25 protein-coding genes are annotated in these 21686 nt (G+C 70.8%); 7 read left to right on the forward strand and 18 right to left on the reverse strand.

The genetic code is table 11. The annotated features are described in order from the left end of the window. Positions 1-3 precede the first annotated feature (3 nt). Complete coding sequence (locus H030_RS0110200) at positions 4-597, forward strand: hypothetical protein (protein ID WP_155891958.1); 594 nt, start codon at positions 4-6, stop codon at positions 595-597. Continuing rightward, the gene (locus H030_RS0110205) at positions 594-950 is read left to right on the forward strand and encodes a cupin domain-containing protein (RefSeq protein WP_027006050.1); all 357 of its coding nucleotides are present in this window, start codon (positions 594-596) and stop codon (positions 948-950) included. The genes H030_RS0110200 and H030_RS0110205 overlap by 4 nt, the downstream gene beginning before the upstream one ends. On the opposite strand, the gene H030_RS30940 is transcribed toward H030_RS0110205, so the two are convergent. Further along, entirely contained in the window at positions 932-2197 is a 1266-nt protein-coding gene (locus tag H030_RS30940; protein WP_051222256.1) for an MFS transporter, read from the reverse strand. The genes H030_RS0110205 and H030_RS30940 overlap by 19 nt on opposite strands. A 95-nt stretch (positions 2198-2292) precedes the next feature. On the opposite strand from H030_RS30940, the gene H030_RS0110215 reads away from it, so the two are divergent. Then, complete coding sequence (locus tag H030_RS0110215; protein WP_027006051.1) at positions 2293-2946, forward strand: hypothetical protein; 654 nt, start codon at positions 2293-2295, stop codon at positions 2944-2946. A gap of 25 nt (positions 2947-2971) precedes the next feature. On the opposite strand, the gene H030_RS30945 is transcribed toward H030_RS0110215, so the two are convergent. Together H030_RS30945 and H030_RS0110225 are read right to left on the reverse strand one after the other, a co-directional pair. Further along, complete coding sequence (locus tag H030_RS30945) at positions 2972-3475, reverse strand: hypothetical protein (RefSeq protein WP_051222258.1); 504 nt, start codon at positions 3473-3475, stop codon at positions 2972-2974. A 46-nt stretch (positions 3476-3521) separates the two neighbouring features. Beyond that, positions 3522-3803 carry a hypothetical protein gene (locus H030_RS0110225; protein ID WP_027006052.1) on the reverse strand — a complete coding sequence of 94 codons (282 nt, stop codon included), beginning with the start codon at positions 3801-3803 and terminating at the stop codon, positions 3522-3524. 60 nt (positions 3804-3863) lie between these two features. Here H030_RS0110225 and H030_RS0110230 point away from each other — a divergent pair, with 60 nt between their 5' ends. After that, on the forward strand, positions 3864-5492 hold the full coding sequence (locus H030_RS0110230) for a glycosyltransferase (protein ID WP_027006053.1): 1629 nt from the start codon (positions 3864-3866) through the stop codon (positions 5490-5492). A gap of 51 nt (positions 5493-5543) precedes the next feature. Then, on the forward strand, positions 5544-6266 hold the full coding sequence (locus H030_RS0110235) for a c-type cytochrome (RefSeq protein WP_027006054.1): 723 nt from the start codon (positions 5544-5546) through the stop codon (positions 6264-6266). Between the two features lie 33 nt (positions 6267-6299). On the opposite strand, the gene H030_RS36830 is transcribed toward H030_RS0110235, so the two are convergent. The 8 genes from H030_RS36830 to H030_RS30960 all read right to left on the reverse strand — a co-directional run bounded on the left by H030_RS36830 (position 6300) and on the right by H030_RS30960 (position 12544). Then, positions 6300-6746, reverse strand: a complete 447-nt coding sequence (locus H030_RS36830; RefSeq protein ID WP_051222260.1) for a PIN domain-containing protein — start codon at positions 6744-6746, stop codon at positions 6300-6302. Further along, a complete protein-coding gene (locus H030_RS0110245; RefSeq protein WP_155891960.1) occupies positions 6746-7177 on the reverse strand; it encodes a hypothetical protein in 432 nt (143 codons plus the stop codon). The genes H030_RS36830 and H030_RS0110245 overlap by 1 nt, the downstream gene beginning before the upstream one ends. A gap of 102 nt (positions 7178-7279) precedes the next feature. Then, positions 7280-7438 (reverse strand): hypothetical protein, encoded by a 159-nt coding sequence (locus H030_RS38985; protein ID WP_155891961.1) that lies wholly within the window; start codon positions 7436-7438, stop codon positions 7280-7282. A gap of 11 nt (positions 7439-7449) precedes the next feature. Then, positions 7450-8094, reverse strand: coding sequence for a cytochrome c oxidase subunit 3 (locus H030_RS30955; RefSeq protein WP_051222262.1), 645 nt, complete (start codon positions 8092-8094; stop codon positions 7450-7452). 7 nt (positions 8095-8101) lie between these two features. After that, positions 8102-8944 (reverse strand): hypothetical protein, encoded by an 843-nt coding sequence (locus H030_RS0110260; protein WP_027006056.1) that lies wholly within the window; start codon positions 8942-8944, stop codon positions 8102-8104. A 16-nt stretch (positions 8945-8960) separates the two neighbouring features. After that, a complete protein-coding gene (gene ctaD / locus H030_RS0110265) occupies positions 8961-10715 on the reverse strand; it encodes a cytochrome c oxidase subunit I (protein ID WP_081690758.1) in 1755 nt (584 codons plus the stop codon). 155 nt (positions 10716-10870) lie between these two features. Further along, on the reverse strand, positions 10871-11929 hold the full coding sequence (gene coxB, locus H030_RS0110270) for a cytochrome c oxidase subunit II (RefSeq protein WP_027006058.1): 1059 nt from the start codon (positions 11927-11929) through the stop codon (positions 10871-10873). 219 nt (positions 11930-12148) lie between these two features. Continuing rightward, positions 12149-12544, reverse strand: a complete 396-nt coding sequence (locus tag H030_RS30960) for a helix-turn-helix transcriptional regulator (RefSeq protein ID WP_051222264.1) — start codon at positions 12542-12544, stop codon at positions 12149-12151. Between the two features lie 150 nt (positions 12545-12694). Here H030_RS30960 and H030_RS30965 point away from each other — a divergent pair, with 150 nt between their 5' ends. Then, complete coding sequence (locus H030_RS30965; protein ID WP_051222266.1) at positions 12695-13126, forward strand: CBS domain-containing protein; 432 nt, start codon at positions 12695-12697, stop codon at positions 13124-13126. A 79-nt stretch (positions 13127-13205) separates the two neighbouring features. Here H030_RS30965 and H030_RS0110285 read toward each other — a convergent pair whose 3' ends face one another. From H030_RS0110285 to H030_RS0110310, 5 genes are all read right to left on the reverse strand, one after another. Continuing rightward, positions 13206-13448 carry a cytochrome c oxidase subunit 4 gene (locus tag H030_RS0110285; RefSeq protein ID WP_027006059.1) on the reverse strand — a complete coding sequence of 81 codons (243 nt, stop codon included), beginning with the start codon at positions 13446-13448 and terminating at the stop codon, positions 13206-13208. A 133-nt stretch (positions 13449-13581) separates the two neighbouring features. After that, the gene (locus H030_RS0110295) at positions 13582-14511 is read right to left on the reverse strand and encodes a heme o synthase (protein WP_027006060.1); all 930 of its coding nucleotides are present in this window, start codon (positions 14509-14511) and stop codon (positions 13582-13584) included. Positions 14512-14538: 27 nt separating this feature from the next. Next, positions 14539-16269: a cytochrome c oxidase subunit I gene (gene ctaD / locus H030_RS30970; protein WP_051222267.1), complete on the reverse strand. Its 1731-nt coding sequence runs from the start codon at positions 16267-16269 to the stop codon at positions 14539-14541. Between the two features lie 22 nt (positions 16270-16291). Beyond that, positions 16292-17185 (reverse strand): cytochrome c oxidase subunit II, encoded by an 894-nt coding sequence (gene coxB / locus H030_RS30975; protein ID WP_231398400.1) that lies wholly within the window; start codon positions 17183-17185, stop codon positions 16292-16294. Positions 17186-17326: 141 nt separating this feature from the next. Continuing rightward, the gene (locus H030_RS0110310) at positions 17327-18130 is read right to left on the reverse strand and encodes an enoyl-CoA hydratase/isomerase family protein (RefSeq protein ID WP_051222271.1); all 804 of its coding nucleotides are present in this window, start codon (positions 18128-18130) and stop codon (positions 17327-17329) included. A gap of 85 nt (positions 18131-18215) precedes the next feature. Between H030_RS0110310 and H030_RS30980 the strand changes: the two genes are divergently transcribed. After that, a complete protein-coding gene (locus H030_RS30980; protein ID WP_081690661.1) occupies positions 18216-19010 on the forward strand; it encodes a gamma-glutamyl-gamma-aminobutyrate hydrolase family protein in 795 nt (264 codons plus the stop codon). 1 nt (position 19011) lies between these two features. Here H030_RS30980 and H030_RS36835 read toward each other — a convergent pair whose 3' ends face one another. Continuing rightward, positions 19012-19539, reverse strand: coding sequence for a gamma-glutamylcyclotransferase family protein (locus H030_RS36835; protein ID WP_155891962.1), 528 nt, complete (start codon positions 19537-19539; stop codon positions 19012-19014). Further along, positions 19536-21650, reverse strand: coding sequence for an ArnT family glycosyltransferase (locus tag H030_RS0110325; RefSeq protein ID WP_027006063.1), 2115 nt, complete (start codon positions 21648-21650; stop codon positions 19536-19538). Before H030_RS0110325 ends, H030_RS36835 begins: the two co-directional genes overlap by 4 nt. Positions 21651-21686 lie beyond the last annotated feature (36 nt).

Raw genomic sequence — 21686 nt, forward strand, 5'->3', positions numbered from 1 at the left:
GCGATGCGACGGCGCGGCGTCCTGGCGGTTGTTGGTGTGGTCGCTGCGCTCGGCGGCGCGGGCGGTGCCGCCGCGTGGGCGGCGACCGCGCAGCCGAGGGCGCAGGTCGTCACCGACGCAAAGGGCGACGTCGGCGACGGCGACCTCGACCTCACGCGCGTGTCGTTCAAGCGCACGAGCGACGGCCGCCTGCAGGCGTCGCTGACGCTCGCGCAGGTGTGGGGCGCCAGGGACCTGCTCGCGGACTCCGGCCCGCCCGGCTCGCTGTGCCTGAAGGTCTGGACGACCACCGTCCCGCCCGACACGACGCCGGACTGGCTGGTCTGCGTGACCACCGACAGGAGCGGCGCGCTGCGCGGCTCGATCCTCAAGCAGCGCCCGAACAAGCTCCCGGCCCGGACCGGCGGCGCCGACGTGACGGAGCCCAGCGACCACACGGTCTCGCTGCGCTTCTCGCAGGCGTCGATCGGCGCGCCGGCCAAGCTCTACGTCGCCGCCGAGGCGACCCGTCCCGGCTGCACGCGCGGCAGCTGCATCGACCTGGCGCCGGACGCGCCGAAGTACCTGACGTTCAAGCTGCGGGAGTCCTCGAAGTGAGTGAAGTTGATGTTCATGGTCCGTGGGTCGTCGCGGTCGGCGACGCGCAGCTGAGCGCGGACGAGCTCGACCCGCAGGACGTCCTGGCCGGTGAGCCGGCGACCGCCTCGCGCGAGCTGATGAGCGCCACCGGGACCGCCGACCTCGGGATCTGGGAGATCACCGAGGGGACGGTCACCGACGTCGAGGCCGACGAGCTGTTCGTCGTGCTGTCCGGGAGCGCGACGATCGCGTTCGAGGACGGCCCGACGCTCGAGGTCGGTCCGGGCGACGCGTGCCGGCTGAAGGCCGGGCAGCGCACGGTCTGGACCGTGCACGAGACGCTCCGGAAGGTCTACGCGATCGTCTCGTGAGCCGGAGCGGCGGTGGCGGCGTGCGCCGCCGCCGCCGCTGCTGCTGCGTCGCGCCGCGCCCCGCGCGTCTGGACGTGCTCCAGGCACCACGCGAGCAGCCCGACCACCGCGAGCCCGCCGCCGAGCGCGCTGATCGCGCCCCAGCCGCCCGCGGTCCAGGCCCACGACGCGCCCGCCGAGCCGATCGCCGCGAACGTGAAGTTGCTGGTCATGTACGCGGTCGTCAGGCGCGAGCGCGCCTGCGCGTCGAGCGCGTAGACCGTCGACTGGTTGAGGATGTGCTGGCCCTGGATCCCCAGGTCCAGCAGGACGATCCCGGCGATCAGCGCCGCCAGCGACGTCTCGCCGAGCGCGATCAGGACCCACGAGACCGCGATGGCCAGCAGGAACGCGCCGGTCGCGGCGTGGCCGTGGCCGCGGTCGTGCAGGCGTCCTGCGCGCTGGGCGGCGCCCGCGCCGACCAGGCCCGCGAGGCCGAACAGGCCGATCGTGCCCTCGCCGTAGTTGTAGGGGTCGCCGGAGAGCAGGAAGGCGATCGCGGTCCAGAGGACGCTGAACGACGCCATCCCGACCGCGCCGTAGACCATCCGGCGCCGCAGGACCGGCTCGTCGCGCACGAGCGCGCCGACCGAGCGCAGCAGCTGGCCGTAGGGGAGCGTCGTGACGCGGGGCGTGTCCGGGAGCGCGCGGTGCAGGACCGCGGAGAGCGCGACCATCAGCAGCGCGCCGATCACGTAGACGCTGCGCCAGCCGCCGACGCTGGCGATCAGCCCGGAGGCGGTCCGGGCCAGCAGGATCCCGAGCAGCAGGCCGGACATGACGTTGCCGACGACCTTGCCGCGTTCGTGGTCGGCGGCGAGGCTCCCGGCCAGCGGGACCAGCACCTGGGCGACGACCGACATGACGCCGATCACGGCGATCGCGGCGGCCAGGACCGCGAACGACGGCGCCGCCGCGGCGACCGCGAGTCCCGCCGCGCAGACGAGCAGCAGGCGCGAGACCATCTTGCGGCGGTCCAGGAGGTCGCCGAGCGGGACCAGGAAGACCAGCCCGACCGCGTAGCCGACCTGCGACGAGGTGACCAGCAGGCCCGCCGTGCCGGAGGAGACGCCGAGGTCGCCGGCGATCACGTCCAGCAGCGGCTGGGCGTAGTAGAGGTTGGCGACCGAGGCCCCGCAGGCGACGGCGAGCAGGAGGACCAGGCGGCGATCCAGCGAACTAGGAGCGGGGGAGACGGCGATGTCCACCAGGTTATTGGTGGCGCCGCGTCGTCCCTCGAACGGGGGTCCCTGCATGGGGGCGCCCGCAACTTCGGCTCTCAACCGTGTTGAATCTGGACGTGATGATGCCTCGTCTCCGCACCTTGCTGTCCGTGTTCGTCGCCGCCGGCCTCGCGTATCCCGCGGTCGCGCCCGCGACCCTCGACCCGGTTCCGGCCACGGATCCGGGCGACGCCACCCCGAGCTGCCCGGACAAGCCCTGCTACGCCGTGGGCCGGACCACCGGCTACCAGGCGAAGGTCGGCACCAACCGCGGGCTGTACACCGTCCAGAGGGACGGCGTGCTGGTCTCGTGGACGATCAAGCTGTCCAAGCCGGGCGACAGGCAGATCGACTTCTTCAACAAGTCGCTCGGCGGCGAGGCGCAGGCCGCGATCTCGGTCCTGCGCATGGGCAACCACCTGCACGCCCGCCAGGTCGCCGTCGGCGAGACCCAGAAGCTGACGCCGTACTTCGGCCAGACCGTCGAGTTCGCCCTCCAGAGGACGATCCCGGTCAAGAAGGGCTGGGTCATCGGCTTGACCGTCCCCACCTGGGCCCCCGGCCTGGCCGCCGGCCTCGGAAACGACACCTCCTGGCGCGCCTCCCGCCCCAAGGGCTCCTGCGACGACTCGCAGACCCAGACCGCCCTGGCCGCCAACCAGATCGGCAACTTCTACTGCCTCTACCGCACGGCGCGCATCATGTACTCAGCGCGCGTGATCTCCACGCCGTAGGGCGCTGCGGGACGGCGCCGCCCGGCTAGCCCGGGCAGGCGCCGGGGTTCTGCGAGCAGAAGTCGCTGAAGCCGCCGGAGTTGCTCGTCGAGGTGCCGCCTCCGGAGGTGCCGGAGGAGCCGGTGCCTCCGGATGAGGTGCCGCCGCCGGATGAGGTGCCGCCGCCGGCGGAGGTCCCGCCGGAGGACGTGCCGCCGGTTGCGGCGCCGGCGCCGGTGCCGGTGGAGCCCGTCGCGCCGGTGGAGCCCGTGGATCCGGTGGCCGCGCCGGTGCCGGTGGAGCCGCTGCTGGTCGAGCCCGAGGAGGTCGAGGGCGTCGAGGTGGCGGGGGAGGTCGTGCTGGACGGCGAGGTGTCGCTCGGCGACGTCGAGGACGCTGAGGAGTCGCTCGATGACGACGAGGACCTCGCCGACGACGCCCCCAGCGAGACGTTCTCCGGCGCGATGATGTCCGGCGTCGTCTTGGGGACGGTGTCGTGCGACACGCTGCTGCCGCCGCAGGCGCTCAACCCGCCGGTGGCGAGGAGCATCAAACCCAGGGCAGCAGCGCGGCGCGCCATCACGGGGAAGCCTGGATCAGGCTTCGGACGGCACCGTCAGCGGCGCCATCCGGCGGCCGCAGGTCGGGCAGTCGTTGAGGTCCTTCTGCGCCAGCTCGTCACACCAGTTGCAGAAGCGCAGGTTCTCGACCGCCCAGGGCAGCCGGGAGGCGCTGGGGGCGAGCGGGACGACCTTGCCGACGACCTCGAGGGTCTCGCCGGTGTCGCGGTCGCGGTAGATCTTGCCGGGCTCGGCCTCGAGGAAGATCTCACGCCCCGTGGAGGGGGTGCGCATGCGGTAGCGCTGCTTGATGCTCACGACGTGAAGGTTATCGACCACAGGCGTGAGAAGGCCCGCAACCCGGCATGATCGTTCGCGGTGCGCATCCTCATCTTCCACGGCTACCTCCTGCAGGGGACCGGGTCGAACGTCTACAACGCCCTGCTCGCGGGCGCGCTCGCCCGCGCCGGGCACCAGGTCGACCTCGTCTGCCAGGAGCGCCACCCCGACCAGGTGGCCGGCGTCGGCGCATGGTGGGACTGGGACGGCGACGGCGGCGACGGCGGCGCGCTGACCCGCCGCGGCGGCGATCCCGACGCGCCGCTGCAGACGTTCCGGCCCGACATCGGCGGTGTCCTGCCCGTCTACGTCGCCGACCGCTACGAGGGTGTCGAGGCCCGGCCGTTCAGCGCCCTGAGCGACGCCGAGCTCGACGAGTACCTGCGCCGCAACGTCGCCGCGGTCGCCGACGTCGTCGCGTTGCGCAGGCCGGACATCGCGCTCGCCAACCACCTCGTGATGGGCCCGGCGATCCTCGCGCGGGCGCTGGGCGCCGCCGCCGACCCGGTCCCCTACGCGGTCAAGATCCACGGCAGCGCGCTGGAGTACACCGTCAAGCCCGAGCCGGACCGCTTCCTGCCCTACGCCCGCGAGGGCCTGGCCGGGGCCCGGACGATCCTGGTCGGCTCGCGCCACACCGCCGAGTCGCTGTGGGCGGCGATGGACGACCCGTCGGTGCGCGCCCGGACGCGCCTCGGCCCGCCCGGCGTCGACATCGACGCGTTCCGCCCGCGGCCCCGCGCCGACGCGGTCGCCGACGTGCGCGCGCTCGCCGCGCGGCTGGCCGAGCAGGCGCTCGCCGCGCCGCCCACGGGCGAGGGCGCAGAGGCGTCGTCGTTCGCGCGCGACCCGGGCGAGGCCGCCCGTGCGCTGGGCCGCCTCGTCGGCTCCGGCAACCACCACGGCGAGGCCACCGACGACGACCGCCTCGTCGCGTTCGTCGGCAAGCTGATCGTCAGCAAGGGCGTCGACCTGCTGATCGCCGCCTGGCCGCTCGTGCTCGCCGCGGTCCCGGACGCGCGGCTGGCCGTCGTCGGCTTCGGCGCCTATCGCGACACGCTCGAGGCTCTGCTGGCCGCGCTGGCCCGCGGCGACCTGCAGGCGGTCCGGGCGATCGCCGAGCACGGCCGCGCCGCGGAGGGTGGGCCGGTTGGCAACGGCCTGCGCTGGCTGCTCGCGTTCCTCGACGACCTCGAGGGCGCCGAGGACCGCGGCGCCTACGTGGCGGCCGCGTCGCTGGTCGAGGACCGCGTCGTCCTGACCGGACGGCTGGAGCACGCCGAGCTGGCGCCGCTGCTGGCCGCCTGCGAGGCGGAGGTGGTCCCGTCGACCTTCCCGGAGGCGTTCGGGATGGTCGCCGCCGAGGCGGCCGCGTGCGGCGCCCTGCCCGTCGTTGCCGAGCATTCCGGGCTCGAGGAGGTCCGGGCGATCCTGGCGGGCAGCGTCCCGGTGGGCGCGCGGCCGTGGCTCGGGTTCCGGGTGGGGGACCGCGCGGTGCGCGACCTCGCCGAGCGCGTGATCGCCTGGCTGCAGGCGCCGGAGGACGTCCGCGAGGCGGTGCGCGACGGGCTCGTCGGGGTCGCGCGGGAGCGGTTCTCGTGGGACGGCGTGGCCCACGGAGTGGTGTCCGCGGCGCGCGGCGAGCTGGACGTCTTGCCCGAACCGTGACGTTCCCCCTTGCCTTGACCTCCCAGGTTGCGGATAGGATCGGCCGCGATCATGGGGAAGAGGATCATGCCGCGCGCGGCGCTCTGCGCTGCCATCGTCGCCGTCGTTCCGGCGCTGTCCGCCTGTGGGGGCGTCAAGGACCCACAGCCTGACGTCGTCGCGGGCAAGCAGCTGTTCGTGCAGAAGTGCGGTGCGTGCCACACGCTCAACCGCGCGAACACGAAGGGCACGCAGGGCCCGGACCTGGACGACGCGTTCCAGCAGTCGCTGAAGGAGGGCTTCGGCGAGACCGCTGTGCGCGGCGTCGTCTACAAGCAGATCCTCTATCCGAACCGGCTGAAGAACGCCCAGGGCATCAAGATGCCCGCCAAGCTCGTCAGCGGCCAGGACGCGCACGACGTCGCCGCCTACGTCGCCAGCGTCGCCGCCAAGAGCGGCAGGGACAGCGGCAGGCTCGCGAGCGCCGTGAGGGCCGCCGGCGGCGGCACCGCCGTCGAGAAGAACGGCACCATCTCGATCCCCGCCGACCCCAACGGCCAGCTCGCCTACACCTACGCGAAGGCGACCGGCAGCACCGGCCCCGTGACGATCGCGATGCCCAACAGGTCCGGCACGGGCCACGACATCGTCATCGACGGCCTCGGCAAGGGCTCCGTGGTCTCGAAGGGCGTCTCGTCCTTCAAGGCGACCCTCAGGCCCGGCAAGTACACCTACTACTGCTCCGTCCCCGGCCACCGCGCCGCGGGCATGCAGGGCACGCTGACGGTCAGGTAGCGCCCGCGCGCGCCGCGGGCGATGACGGGCGGATCAGCGCCGCCTCGACAGCGCGTCCCCGGATTCTGGAAGGTGTAGGCGTCGCTGGGTGAGGTCGAGCCCGCCGTGCTCGGCGATCAGCTCGAAGTCGCGGTCGATGTGGACGAGGCCGTAGCCGTGCTGATGGGCGAGTGCGGCGGTGAGCAGGTCGGCGACCGGGCGGCGGTGGTGCTCCGGGCCGGCGAGCGCGAGCCGCTCCATCATCTGCGCGGCGAGACGGACCGTCTCGTCGTCGGGCGCGACGATCGCCACGGCGTCGCGCAGCTGCGCGTGCTCGGCGGCGACGGCGGCGCCCTGCGGCCCGGTCAGCAGCTCCAGCAGCACCGGCCCGGAGAGGACGAGCTCGTGGGCGTCGTCCTCCTCCAGCAGCGCCTTGAGCTGGTCGCGGACCTCGGGGATCCCGCGCCGTGACCAGGCGGACGTGTCGACCAGCCACCGCATCAGGCGAGCGGGTCGTCGGCGGTCTCGATGTCGTCGACGACGTCCTGCGCGGTCAGGCCGGGGGAGGGCCGGGTCGTGTCGAGCAGCGCGAGCTGGCGCCGCCGGCGCAGCGCCCGGTGCTGCACGACGCTCGCGTGGTCGAGCTGCGCGCGGACGCGATCGACCACGTCCTGAGGGAGGTCCAGCGTGTCGATGGCCTGCCGGATCGCCACCTCGAACGTCGCCCGTGGGTCGGCCGGTGTCGCGTCGCCGTGCAGCTCGGCTCGCGCCATCTGCTCCAACACCGCCTCGAAGATCTCGCCCTCGAAGATCGCCCACCGCGCGACGCCCGCCCGTGCGACATCGCCGGGCCGGCGTCCGGCCAGCCGCGTCAGCGTGCGATCCATCGCCTCGTCGACCACCAGGCCCACGCGTGGATGCGGAGACGGCATCGGCCGAGTGTAACACCGGGTGTCGCACCGCACCCCTTAACGACGAAGGGCGGCGCCCTCAGTGCGCCGCCCCATCGTCACGCGCGTCCGTGCGCGGCTGCCTCAGGTGAGGAGTCTGATGAGGACGATCAGGAGGATGATCGTCCCGAAGATCGCGATCGTGCCGAGCAGGACGTTGAACGCCGCCGCCTCGGACCGGAACGGGGCCAGCACGCGCTGCAGCAGCGCGTTCCAGTCGCGGCCCGTCGGCTCGTCGCTCACGCCCGGCGTGCTCACAGCACGTACACCGACGTGTACACGACGATCCACATCACGTCGACGAAGTGCCAGTAGATCCCGGGGATCTCGACGCCGTGGTGCTCCTCGGGCGAGAAGTGGCCCCTGAAGGAGCGCACCGTCACCATCCCGAGCAGGATCAGGCCGATCGTCACGTGCGCGCCGTGCAGCCCGGTCAGCGAGAAGAACACCGTCGCCTGCGCGAAGTCCTGCGGCTTCATGCCGATGTGGACGTACTCGTTGATCTGGATGAACAGGAACGTCAGCCCGAGCAGGAACGTCGCCGACATGCCCGCCTGCAGCCCGAAGCGGTTGCCGTTCTTGATCGACGTCTGCGCCCAGTGCAACGTCAACGAGGACGACACCAGGATCGCCGTGTTGAAGCCCGCGACGGCGACGGGGAGCTTGTGCCCGTCGACCGGGAACCAGTGCTGCCCGTGGTAGCCGTGGCCCACGACGCGGATGAAGAAGTACGCCGTGAAGAAGGCCCCGAAGACCATGATCTCCGAGATGATGAACAACATCATCCCGAGCAGCGCGGGCTCGACCCGCGAGCTGCGGTTGGCCGCCGGCGGCCCGTGGTGGTCGTGGCCGTGATCGCCCTCGTGGGCGTGACCGGCGGCGATCGAAGCGGCTTCCATGGTTCTCCTACGCGGCGTTGGCGGCGGCGCGATCCGCCGTCTCGATGTGCTCGACGGGCTTGTTGGTGACCTTGCGCACGCGCTCGATCAGGTCCGCGCGCAGCCAGCCGGAGCGGGTCGCGGGCAGGGTGGAGATGACGATGTCGTCGACGCGGAAGAACTGCAGCGCGTTCATCGTCGCCGTGTACGGATCCGGGTCGCCGATCATGCCCGCCGCGATCAGCCCCTCGCTGACCAGCCGGTCCACGACCTGCGCCATCCGCGCCCGGGCGCGCGCCGCGTGCTGGCCCTCGCCGCCCTCCTGCGGGACGATCACGATGAACAGCGACCCGCGCGGGTCGTCGCCGGCCCTGGCCTTCAGGGAGTTCAACAGCTCGTCGCCCGACGCCGTCTTGGCGGCCACGACCAGCGTGACCTTGAACGGGATGCCCTCGGCGTCGATGTCCTGGACCACATGCTGGACCGGCAGGCCCGAGGCCTGCTCGATGCGCTCGATCAGGTCGCGCCGCAGCCAGCCCGACACCGTCGCCGGGTAGGTCGAGACGATGATCTCGTCCGGGTGGTGCTCGGCGACCGCGTCCATCGTCGCGGTGTACGGGTCGGTGTCGCCGATGTCGCCGATCGCGCTGATCCCCTGATCGCGCAGGAACCGCCGCGCCAGGTCGATCCGGACCTTCGCCGCGTCGAAGACGAAGTCGTCGTAGATGATGTTGCCGTGCTTGGGCTTGTTGCGCGGCACGCACACGATCACGCGCGTGTCCTCGCCGCCCGCCGCCGCGCGCTCCTTGACGACGTCAAGAAGCCCGGCGCCCGCCAACGTCTCGTTGGCCACGACCAAGATGGTGCTCATGAGTTCCCGCTCCTCATCACTCGGTGGGTGGCTGGGCGTGGGTGCCCGCCGGGGTCGCCTTGGCCTCGGCCGGGGCCGCCGGCCCGAAGATCCCGTGCACCGCGCCCGGCACGCCGTACTCGTACGGCCCGCCGACGACGGTCGGGATCTCGTCGAAGTTGAACACCGGCGGCGGCGAGCTGACCTGCCACTCGAGCGTGAGCGCACGCCAGGGGTTGGCCACCGCCCGCGCGCCACCGCGCCAGGACGCGATCATGTTGTAGGCGAAGATCAGCATGCTCAAGCCCAGCGCGAACGAGGCCAGCGAGATGATCAGGTTCCACGTCGCGAACTGGTCGGCGTAGTCGGCCACGCGCCGCGGCATGCCCTGCACGCCGATCAGGTGCATGGGGGCGAACGTCGCGTTGAAGAAGATCAGCGTCGTCCAGAAGTGGAGCTTGCCGAGCCTCTCGTCGTACATCCGGCCCGTCATCTTCGGGAACCAGTAGTAGACGCCGGCGAAGATCGTGAACAGCGAGCCGCCGAACAGCACGTAGTGGATGTGGGCGACGATGAAGTACGTGTCGCTGACGTGGATGTCCAGCGGGATCATCGCGAGCATCACGCCCGAGATCCCGCCGCAGGTGAACATGCACAGGAAGCCGAGCGCGAACAGCATCGGCGTGTCCAGCCGCAGCACCCCTCGCCACAGCGTCGCCAGCCACGAGAAGATCTTGATGCCGGTCGGCACCGCGATGATCGCCGTGGTCACCATCATCGGGATCCGGATCCACGACTGCATGCCCGAGACGAACATGTGGTGGGCCCAGACCGTGAAGCCGAGGACGACGATCGCCAGCAGCGAGAAGGCCATCATCCGGTAGCCGAAGATCGGCTTGCGCGCCTTCACCGACAGGACCTCGGAGACGATCCCGAAGCCCGGCAACATCATGATGTAGACCGCCGGGTGGCTGTAGAACCAGAAGACGTGCTGGTACATCAGCACGTCGCCGCCCTTGTCGGCGTCGAAGAAGTGGAAGCCGAGCGCGTAGTCCAGCAACACGAAGAACTGCGACGCGGCGATGAACGGCGTGGCGATCACGACGAGCAGCGAGGTCGAGAAGTTCGCCCACGCCAGCAGCGGCATCCGGAAGAACGACATGCCCGGCGCGCGCATCGTGATGATCGTGACCAGGAAGTTCAGCGCGGTCGCGATCGACGACGCGCCCGCGAACTGCACGGCGATCGTGAAGAACATCTGCCCGAGTGGCGCCGTGGTCGAGAGCGGCGCGTACGCCGTCCAGCCCGACGCGAACGACCCGCCCGGCGCGAAGAACGACGCCAGCATCAGGACGCCGGCGCACGGCAGCAGCCAGAACGACAGCGCGTTCAGCCGCGGGAACGCCATGTCCGGCGCGCCGATCATCAGCGGCAGGACGAAGTTCGCCAGCCCGGCGAACACGGGGATGATGAACAGGAAGATCAGGATCGACGCGTGGACCGAGAACAGCCCGTTGAACGTGTTGGCGTCCACGAACTGGCGCCCCGGCTCCGCGAGCTCGGCGCGCATCAGCATCGCCATCAGCCCGCCCACGAACAGGAAGAAGAACGAGTGGACGGTGTACTGGATCCCGATGACCTTGTGGTCGGTGTTCGGGCGGAAGTAGTCCTTCCACGACGTCGCGCCGTGCGAGGAGTGGTCCTCGGGACGCGTCGGCTTGCCCGCCGCCCAGTAGAACCAGTAGTCGAAGCAGCCCAGACCGATCAGGAACGCGATCGGCAGCGCGAACATCCCGATCAGGATGAACGACTCGGCCTCGAGGAAGTGCCTGTAGAAGCTGTGGCCGTAGAGCATCCGGACCAGCCACGAGATCCCGACGCTGAACGCGGCCGCGATCAACATGTAGAACGCGGCCCGGTACCAACCGGCCTGCCGCACCTTGACGGTCACTTGGCCGCCACCTCCTCGAGGTACTTGACGAGCGCGTCGATCTCCGCCGCGTTGAGCAGCCTGGTGTAGTTGCCCGGCATGATGTTGGCGTCGAAGCCCTTGGCGATCTCGGCGTTCGGGTCCTCGATCGACTGCTTGATGAACGCCGCGTCCTTGCCCCTCAGGACCTGGTTGAGGTCCGGGCCGACGCCGCCGGCCGTGCCCGCGTCGGCGAGCCTGTGGCAGCCGCCGCAGGCGGTCGCGCCGGTCGTCGCCTCACCCTGCGTGAAGAGCTTCTTGGCGTCGACCGCGGGGGTCGCCGCTCCGGCGCCGCCGGCCGCCGTGCCGGAGCCCGCGGCGGGGGCGCTGCCGCCGGCCGCGTTGGCCACCATCTTCCTGACCCAGGCGGCGTAGGCGTCCTTGGGCAGCACGTGCGCGGTGTTGCGCATGAACGCGTGCCCGAGGCCGCAGAGCTCGGCGCAGACCACCGGGTATTCGCCGAGCTTGATCGGCGTGATCCGGTAGTGGGTGACGATGCCCGGGACGGCGTCGATCTTCATCCGCCAGGCCGGGACCCAGAAGTCGTGCAGGACGTCCTGCGTCCTGACGTTGAACCTGACCGACTCGCCGATCGGGACGTAGAGCTGAGCGCTCGTGAACCTCTTGCCGCCCTCGGCGTAGTCGAAGGTCCAGTTGAACTGCTGGCCCTCGACCGTGATCTGGCGCTCGATGCCGGAGGCCGGGGCCTTCTCGACGTCGTGCAGCGTCACGTAGGCGTAGGAGCACAGCGCGATCAGCATGATCGCCGGGATCGCCGTCCAGACGACCTCGAGCTTCGTGTTGCCGTGGATCGGCGGGCCGTCGAGGTTCTCCTCCCCAGGCCGCATGCGGAAGTCCCGCGCCGCGAACAGCACGACGGTCGTCACGAGGACGAACACCGGGACCGAGCAGATGATCAACACGTCCCAGAACGTGTCGATCCTCTCGGCCTGCTTCGAACCCTGTGTCGGGAACCAGTTGATGACGAGCCCGAGGGCGATTCCCAGTGCAGACGCTATGAGGCCGACGACAACCATCTGCGTGATGGTGCGCCGGCCTCCCCGTCCACCCAGGGGATCGGCCTCCGCTCGAGTGCTCTCCTCACCCATAGCCCGGCGATCCTATGCGGCCTGACCGACGCAAAGCAACGCCTGACCGTGTCGGATGACGTTCTGAGCTGTTGTGAACCTGCCCAGGCGGCGAGACGCCGCGGCGAAAACGGGCGCGGCGTGGGGCGGAGAACCGGCTGAACGCGGTTAGGCGACGGCGCCGTCAGGCGCCGTGGTGACTGCGTCGGCGCGCGCGAAGCGGCCGTTGGCGCGGTAGTCCGACGGGGCGATCCCGTGGTGGCGGCGGAACGCCTTGGCGAACTGGGCGGGCTGGCGATACCCGACTCGGTGGGCGACGTCGCGGACCGTCAGGCCCCGGATCCTCAGCAGCTCTGCCGCGCGCTCCATGCGCACGGCGGTCAGGTGCTCGCGGAACGTCGTGTCGCCGATCTCGGAGTAGGCGCGCTGGAGCTGGCGTCTGGACGAGGCCACGCGCCGGGCGATGTCGTCGAGCGACAGGTCCGAGGCGTACTCGTTCTCGACGATGGCGACCGCGTCCTCGAAGAGGCTGGTCCGCAGGCGGATGGTGGCTGGTCGGTGCATGGCGTCTCGGGGGATACGTGGCACGTTGGCCTTCGGATCATCGGCTACCCGCGGGCCCGTTGCGATAGTGGCAGTTGATGCTATCTTGCAGCTTGAGTCAATCGTTGCAAGCTCGATCTCGAAACTGGAACGCGAAGGAGCGAATGACGGATGCAGGTGCGTGACGGCATGAGCAGCATGGTCCTCAGCGTGGGACCGGGCCACACCCTCCGCGAGGCGGCCAGGGCGATGGCCGACCGCAGGGTCGGCGCGGCCGTGGTGCTGGACCCTGACGCCATGGGGCCGGGGATCCTGACCGAGCGCGACGTGCTCGACGCGATCGGGAGGGGCCAGGACGTCGACACCGAGCGCGTCGGCGACCACCTGACCCAGGAGGTCGTCTTCGCCTCTCCGGACTGGTCGCTCGAGGAGGCCGCCGCCGCGATGGTACGCGGCAACTTCCGCCACCTCATCGTCACCGAGAGCGGCGAGATCCGCGGCATCCTCTCGGTCCGCGACGTGGTCCGCTGCTGGACCGACGATGGCGCGATCTGCGACGTCCCGGAATCCGTCGGCGCGGGCGAGAGCCGCTTCGCGCGCTGAGCGCCGCCACAAAGCCTCCTGAACGACGAAGGGCGGGCCGAGAGGCCCGCCCTTCGCGTGTTCAAGAGACTCGGTGCGCCTAGTGGTGCTCGTGGCCGTCGCCGTGGTGCAGCGGCAGCTCGGCGATGTCGCGGCGGGTGTCGGCGATCCAGCGGATCATCGTCCACAGCGCGAGGATGCCGCCGGCGATGGTCAGCCACCACGTCGTGGTCACGCCGACCAGGGCGGCGGTGATGCCGATCGTCAGCAGCAGCGGCTGGATCGAGCCGCCGGGGAGGTGGATCTCCTCGCCGACGGGCGGGAGCTGCGGGTCGCGGCTCATGAGACGTAGATCGCGGCGGCGACGAAGGTCAGGCCGAACATGACGAGGCACACCGCGCCGGCGATCAGGCCGGTGCGCACGTTCTTGCGGGCGAGGTTGCGGTCCATACGGGTCTTGATTCTCCCAGACGGGGCTACAGCTTGACGTCCGCCACCATCGACGCGAACAGCAGCGCGAGGTAGAGGAGCGAGAACAGGTACAGGCGCAGCGCGGCCTTGCGCGTGGCCTGCTTGTACAGGTTGATCGCGAGCGCGATGAAGGTGATGCCCAGGAGGGCGGAGGCGACGACGTACAGCGCGCCCAGCCCGCCGCCGCCGCAGAACGGCAGCTGCGACACGGCGTACAGCAGGACGCTGTAGAGCAGGATCTGCAGGCGCGTCTCGCGCTCGCCGCGGACGACCGGCAGCATCGGCACGCCGACCTTCGCGTACTCGTCCTTCATCAGGATCGACAGCGCCCAGAAGTGCGCCGGGGTCCAGAAGAAGACGATCGCGAAGAGGTAGATCGGCAGCCCGGTCAGCCCGCCGGTCACGGCGGCCCAGCCGACCAGCGGCGGCACGGCACCCGCGGCGCCGCCCCACACGATGTTCTGCCACGTGCGGCGCTTCAGCCACACCGTGTACATCAGCGTGTAGCCGAGGAAGCCGGAGAACGACAGCGCGCCGGCCAGGACGTTGGACGTCCACCACAGCCAGAGGAACCCGGCGATGCCCAGCGCGATCCCGAACCACAGCGCGACGGCCGGCTTCAGACGGCCCGACGGGATCGGGCGCGTCGCGGTGCGCGCCATCTGCGCGTCGATGTCGCGGTCGTACCAGTGGTTGACCGCGCCCGCGCCGCCCGCGCTCAGGTAGCCGCCGATGCACGTCGCGACGATCAGCTCGATCGACGGCGAGCCCGCCACCAACATGGTGGTGACGGTCGTCAGCAGCAGCAGCGACTGGACCTTCGGCTTGGTCAGCGCGACGAGGTCGGCGACCAGCTGGAAGTTGCGCGAACGCGCGGCCGGCAGGGCGGAAGCCGCTGCCGGCGCGTTCGCGGTGGATGCGCGGGATGCCTCCATGGCGATTGGCGAGCCTACCGCGGCGGGCTAGTGCCCGTCGCCGGCGATCCGGCCCGCCTCCATCGCGGTCATGTACGCCGGCTCGGCCGCACCCGTCTGGGCGATGACCTGGCGGCGGATGTCCTTCATCGGCTCGACCGAGCGGATGCGCGGCACGGAGTCGAAGTTGTTGACCGGCGGCGGCGACTGCGTGAACCACTCCAGCGTGTTCGCCTTCCACGGGTCCGGACCGGCGACCGCGCCGTGCTTGAGCGACCTGAGCACGTTGATCAGCGTCAGCAGGATGCCGAAGCCGAGGATGAACGCGCCGATCGTCGAGATCAGGTTCAGGATCGCCAGGTCGCGGATGTCCGGGTACTCGTAGATCCGTCGCGGCATGCCCTCCATGCCGGCCGAGTGCTGGACCAGGAAGGTCACGTGGAAGCCGACGAGCATGAACCAGAAGGACGCCTTGCCCAGCGGCTCGCTCATCAGGCGCCCGGTCATCTTCGGGAACCAGTAGTAGAGGCCGGCGAAGATCGTGAAGACCGCGCCGCCCATCAGCACGTAGTGGAAGTGCGCGACGACGAAGTACGTGTCCTGCATCTGCCAGTCGATCGGGAAGACCGCGACGAAGATGCCGGTGATGCCGCCGATCACGAACGTCCCGATGAAGCCGATGCAGAACAGCATCGCGGTGGTGAAGGTGATCGTCCCTCGCCAGAGGGTCGCGATCCAGTTGAAGATCTTCACGCCCGTCGGGACGGCGATGAGGAAGGAGCTCATCATGAAGAAGATCAGGACCAGCGACGGGCTCGGCGTCGTGAACATGTGGTGCGCCCAGACCAGCAGGCCCAGGAACGCGATCACGAGCGTCGCGGCGGCGATCGCCTTGTAGCCGAAGATCGGCTTGCGGGCGAAGACCGGCAGGACCTCGGAGACGATGCCGAAGCCCGGCAGCACCATGATGTACACCTCGGGGTGCCCGAAGAACCAGAAGAGGTGCTGCCACAGCAGTGGCGAGCCTCCCTCTGACGCGTCGTAGAAGTGCGTCCCGAAGTGGCGGTCGGTGAGCAGCAGCGTGACCGCGGCGGCGATGACCGGCAGGGCGAGGATCAGCAGGACCGCGTAGGTCAGGATCGCCCAGACGAACAGCGGCAGGCGGCCCCAGCCCATGCCGGGCGCGCGCATGTTCGCGATCGTCGCGTAGAAGTTGATCGCGCCGACCAGCGAGCTCAGGCCCGTGAGGTGGATCAGGAAGATCCAGGCGTCGACGCCGCCCGAGGGCAGGAACTTCGTGTCGCTCAGCGGCGAGTAGCACGTCCACCCGCACTCCGGCGGGGAGAAGAAGATCGAGGCGTAGAACACCACGCCGCCGGCGGCCAGGAGCCAGAACGACAGCGCGTTGAGCTTCGGGAACGCCATGTCGCGCGCGCCGATCATCAGCGGCACGAAGTAGTTGCCGAACCCGGCCATGACCGGCACGACGAACAGGAAGATCATCGTCGTCCCGTGCATCGTGAACAGCTCGTTGTACGTCTGCGGCGTCAGCAGGTCGTTGTTCGGGACCGCGAGCTGCAGACGGATCAGCAGCGCCTCGATCCCGCCCAGGATGAAGAAGCCGAACGTCAGGACCAAGTACATGATCCCGATGCGCTTGTGGTCGGTCGTGGTGACCCACGAGGTCCAACCGGTCGCGGGCTTGTCGACCCTGCGAGCGGCGACCTGGGGGATCGGCGTCGCGGTGGCGGTTGTGGGTGCTTCGACGGTGGCGGCCATCAGGTGTGTCAGGTCCTCGGGACTACGGGTTGGTGGAGCCGGCGGGCTGGCTGTTGGCGGTCGAACCCTCGAGCTGCTGGCGCTGCTTCGCGCCGGCCTGCTCTGCAGCCTTGATGTTGGCCTTCTGCTGGTTCAGCCATTGCGTGTACTGCTCCGGCGTGACGGCCTTGACCCGCGCGGTCATGTTCGCGTGGTTGCGGCCGCACAGCTCGGCGCACTGGCCGTAGAAGGTGTGCCCGGCGAGCTTGCCCGGGATCTTGAACCAGGTGTGGTTCGTGTAGCCCGGGATCGCGTCGAACTTGCCGCCGAGCTCCGGGATCCACCAGGAGTGTGCGACGTCCTGCGCGACGATGTCGAGCGTGACCGTGGTGTCGGTCGGGACGACCATCTCCTCGTAGGAGAACGGCGCGCCCAGGTTCTTGCCCGACTTGTCGGTGCAGCTCTCCTGGTAGGTGTAGCGCCAGATGTACTGCTGGCCGTTGACGCAGATGTTCAGCGACTTGCCGTTCGGCGGGAGGCGGCGGCTCGTGTCCGCCAGCTGCAGGCCGTTGGCGCTGGAGTCCGGCGGGTTGCGGATCCCGTCGAGCTTGATGAACGTGACGCACGCGAGGACCACGAGGATCAGCGCCGCGCCGAGCGTCCAGCCGACCTCGAGCCGCGTGTTGCCGCGGATCTGGGCCGGGATCGCGCCCTTGCGCGCCTTGAACTTGAAGACGGTGTAGAGCAGCACGCCCTCGACGCCCACGAACACGACGATCGCGACGGCGAAGACGAACCAGTAGAGCGTGTTGATCCCGTCGGCGTTCGGCGAACCGCCGTGTTCCGGGGACAGCAGCCCGGCGGACGCGACCGGCGCCAAAAGGAGCGCTCCGGCGACGACGGCGAGGAGGGTGAGAGTGAAACGGCGCGAAGTCATGAGGTTGCGAAGACGAGAGGTGTCCAAGGCGGCGCGGATTCTATTCATGAACGGGTGTCCGACGACCGCTCGCTACCCAGGCTGGGCATCGGCGGACTCGGTTCGGGAGCGTACGGAGGCGCCCGGTCGGGTGCCGGACCGTCAGTTGCCCTTGAACTTGGCGGGGCGCTTCTGCAGGAACGCCATGACGCCCTCGACGAAGTCGTCGCTGTGGGCCATGTCGTTCTGGACGGTCGCCTCGAGCTCCAGCTGGTCGTCCATGCGGGCATACAGCCACGCGTTGAGCTGGCGCTTGACGCCCGCGTAGGCGGCGGTCGCGCCGCTCGCGAGGCGGTCCATCAGCGCGTCGACCTCGCCCTGGAAGGCGTCGTCGGGGACCGACTTGTTGATCAGGCCCCACTCGGCGGCCTGGGGCGCGTGGATGCGCTCGCCGAGCATCGCCATCTCGATCGCGCGCGTGAACCCGACGCGCTCGGGGACGAACAGCGACGAGCCGCCGTCGGGCGCCAGGCCGATGTTCACGAAGGCCAGCAGGAAGTAGGCGGACTCCTTGGCGACCACGAGGTCGGCGCAGAGGGCGAGGGACAACCCGATCCCAACAGCGGGGCCGTTGACGGCGGCGACGACGGGCTTGGGCATCGTGCGCAGGCCGGTGATGATCGGGTGGTAGCGCTCGGTCAGCGCCCTGTAGACGTCGGGGCGCCCGGCGGGCGTCTGCTCGTCGGAGATGTCCTTGAGGTCGGCGCCCGACGAGAACCCGCGCCCCGCGCCGGTGATGCAGACCGCGCGCACGTCGTCGTCGGCCGCGACCTCCTCGACCGCCGCCCGCAGGTCGAGCCCGAACTGCTTGTTCCAGGCGTTCATCGTCTCGGGGCGCGACAGCTCGATCGTGGCCGCGCCGCCGCGCCGGTGGATCGTGACGGTCTCCAGCTGGGTTGAGCTCATGGGCGGCATCCTATGTCTCCTGGCTGGCTGGCCAGTCCGTTCTGCGCATGATCGTCTGGGTTCCTGCGCAGTACCGTGACGAAACATGGCCGGACGACCTGTGATCGGACTCTGCGCGGCCGTCGAGCGCGCGCACTGGGGTGTGTGGGACACGCCCGCACATCTGCTGCCGCGCGAGTACGCCGACGCCGTCCAGCGCGCGGGCGGGATCGCGCTGCTGCTGCCGCCCGACCCGGCGGCGACGGAGGATCCCTCCGAGTTGTTGGGGTTGTTGGACGGGCTGATCCTCGCGGGCGGCTCCGACGTCGACCCGGACTCCTACGGCGCGGCGCGCCATCCGGAGACCATCAACACCAACAAGGCACGCGACGACTTCGAGGTCGCGCTCGCGCAGGCGGCGATCGCGCGCGACATGCCGTTCCTGGGCATCTGCCGCGGCATGCAGGTGCTGAACGTCGCGCGCGGCGGGACGTTGTTGCAGCACTTGCCGGAGTCCCACGGCCACGAGAACCACCGCCGCAACCCCGGGACGTTCGACGGCAACGACCACCCGGTCCGGCTGGCGGGCGGCTCGCTGGCCGCGCGCGCCGCCGGCGAGGAGCTCCACCGCACGCTGAGCCACCACCACCAGGCGGTCGACCGCGTCGGCTCAGGGTTGGTGGTGACCGGGACCGCGGAGGAGGACGACCTCGTCGAGGCGATCGAGCTGCCCGACCGCCGCTTCGTGCTCGGCGTCCAGTGGCACCCGGAGGCCGACGAGACCTCGCGCCTGGTCGCCGCGCTGGTCGGCGACGCCCGCGACTACGGCGAACGCTCGCCCAAGGGGCGAGGTTCGCTCGCGGGTGTTCGCCCAGAGGGCGAAACCCGCCTCGCCGGCTAGCTCAGAGATCGACGCGCGCCAGCTCGGCGAGCGGGAACGGCGGCGCCTCGGTCGTCGCGCGGTAGCGCTCCAGCGCGTCCGGGCCGAGCTGCGCGTAGGCGCGCTCGACGCTGTCGGCATAGGCGCGCTGGATGACTACGGTGACGGAGCCGTCGCGGCCGGCGGTGACCCGCGCGCGTCCGGGCGCCCGCCCGACGTAGGTGTAGGTCTTGCCGTCGGGCCGCGGTTCGACGGCGGCGGTCACGTCGATGCGCTCGTACTGGCGCTCGCGGGCGTCGAGGAGGGCGAGGTCGGGCGCGGCGATCAGCGCGCCGTCGATCACGGCGTCCGGGTCCTCGGCGAGGTCCAGGAAGGCGACGGCGACCGCCGGCCGCGTGCCCTCGGGGTTCTCATACACCTTGTAGCCGGGCGTCGCGACCGTGTTGTCCATCGCCACACCCCAGACCCGGCGGAAGCCGCGCAGCCGCGCGGGGACGGCATCCGGCAGCGCGACCAGCGAGCCGTAGCCGAAGACGTACATGTCGCTCACCAGATCAGCGACAGCGGGCGGCCGCCCGTGTCGTCGCCGCTCAGCGTGACCGACTTGACCGTCGGCGTCGCCGCGCTGCTGCTCCAGGACTGCCTGGCCTGCTGCTGGGTGTAGCCCTTGGCCACCGTGGTCGTGACGGTCGTGTCGCGGCCCGGCGCGATGGTGTAGGTCTTGCCCCCGAACACGACGTTCTCCGGCACGCGCGAGCCGTGGTAGGTGACGCTCAGCAGCGCGTCGGAGTCCAGCCACAGCGCGACCGTCATGTCGGCCGCGCAGTCCAGCGGCGCGTCGGCCGGGACGATGTCCGGCGACGCCGCGGAGTAGCCCGGCGTCCGCCGCGGGCAGGGCAGGATCACCATCGAGCGCGCCTGGACGGGCTTCGATGGGTCAAGTTCTACAACTCGCCCGGTGTTCTTGTCCGTGCTGATCCGCGTCTCGTCGCGGAAGCGGATCCGCGCCGACGGGTCGTTGATCAGGAAGCGGTGGGGCAGCGCGCCGCAGCCGGTCCCGGCGCTGACCGTCCCGGTCGTCGTGAACCTGAACGTGCAGCGCTTGCCCTGGATCGCGCGGCCGAGGATCGGCTGCTCGGGCACGAAGACCTGCGTGACCTGCTTGTTGAAGTAGTCGACGTCGTCGAACTGCGGCGCGTTCTGGGTGATCGCCAGCAGCGCCAGCGGGCCGGAGGTGTGGTGGTCGACCCACTGCAGGTCGCTCGGCATCACCGAGCGGAACGACACCTCGGTCTTGTGCATCTGCCACCACGCGGCCTGGCTCTGCAGCAGCAGGACGACCGCGGTCGCGCCGAGGATCAGCGCGGGGGACCTGCGGTGCAGGCCCGCGAGCGTGATCCCGCCGAGGATCAACCCCACCAACAACAGCGCGGGGCCCGCACCGAGATGGAGGACTTGGTGGACGCGGTAGGCGACCGCCCAGCTGGAGCGCTCCTCGCCGATCATCGCGATCGCGGGGCGCGCCACGAGCGTGAGCGTCAGCAGCGCGGTCACCCCGATCGCGGTGGGCGCGAGCAGCCGCGGCCGCGTCGCGACGACGGTCGCCAGCACGAACGCGATCGGCAGCGCGTAGGTGATGTAGCGCCCGATCGCCCACGGCGCGCCGCCGTAGCCGGCGAGGAAGAAGCCGGACTGGACGATGGTCGCCAGCGCGACCGGCCAGAAGACCGCCAGCAGCGGGCCGGCGTCGCCGTCGCGCCAGGCGCGCGGCGACAGCGCGCCCGCGGTGGCGATCAGCGCGGGCGCGAAGCCGGCGGTCGCCACCAGCTCCAGCGCCTGCATGCCGGTGTAGTGCAGGATCCTGGACGTCCCGGGGCGCCAGCTCCAGATCGAGCCGTAGTCGCCCGCGATGCCGGGGTCGGCCGCGGCGAGGAACAGGACCGCGAGGCCGCCGAGGACCAGCACGGCGATCGGCCAGCGGTGCGCGTGCAGGCGCGGCGCGCGCGTCTGGGGGTCTCTGAGGACGTCGAGGACCAGCGTCAGTAGGACCGCCGGGATCAGCACGGCGAGCTGGATCCGGGCGGCGGTCGCGAGGACGACGAGCAGCAGCGCGACCCACGGCAGGCGCGACGTCGCGCCGCCGCCGCTGCGCCTGAGGCCGAGCGCGAGCAGGCACAGCGCCCAGGTCGTCAGCGGGAACGCGAGCGCCTCGGTGGCGGTCTCGGCGCTGCTCAGCATCCAGGTGCCGGCGACGCTCAGCGCGGCGGGGGCGAGCGCGAGCTTCGGGCCGACGCCCTCGGTCTCGCGCGCCAGCATCCAGACCGGGATCACCTGCGAGGTCAGCGCGAGCGTCCCGAGGAGCTTCGATGCGCGCCACGCGTCGACGGTCGAGTCGAAGATCGCCCACGCGGGCTTGATGAACCAGATGTACAGCCGCGCGGTCTGGGCCAGCGGCTCGCCGCGCCAGTCGAGCCCGTCGCGCGCGATGTGGGCGTAGCGGAACTCGTCCGGGAACAGGACCGGCAGCGGCGTGCGCAGGGACAGGACGCCGTAGACGACCGCGGCCAGGAGGTAGAGGCCGGCGATCCAGGTCCACGGCGAGTCCCGCAGCCGGCGCGCGGAAGCGGCGCCCGGCGGCTCGGCGACAGGCACGGAGCTCATCGCCGAGAGACTCTAGAGGGCGGTCCCGAAGTCCCC

Origin of the sequence: Conexibacter woesei Iso977N (assembly GCF_000424625.1) — a bacterium.
Lineage (GTDB): Bacteria > Actinomycetota > Thermoleophilia > Solirubrobacterales > Solirubrobacteraceae > Baekduia > Baekduia woesei_A.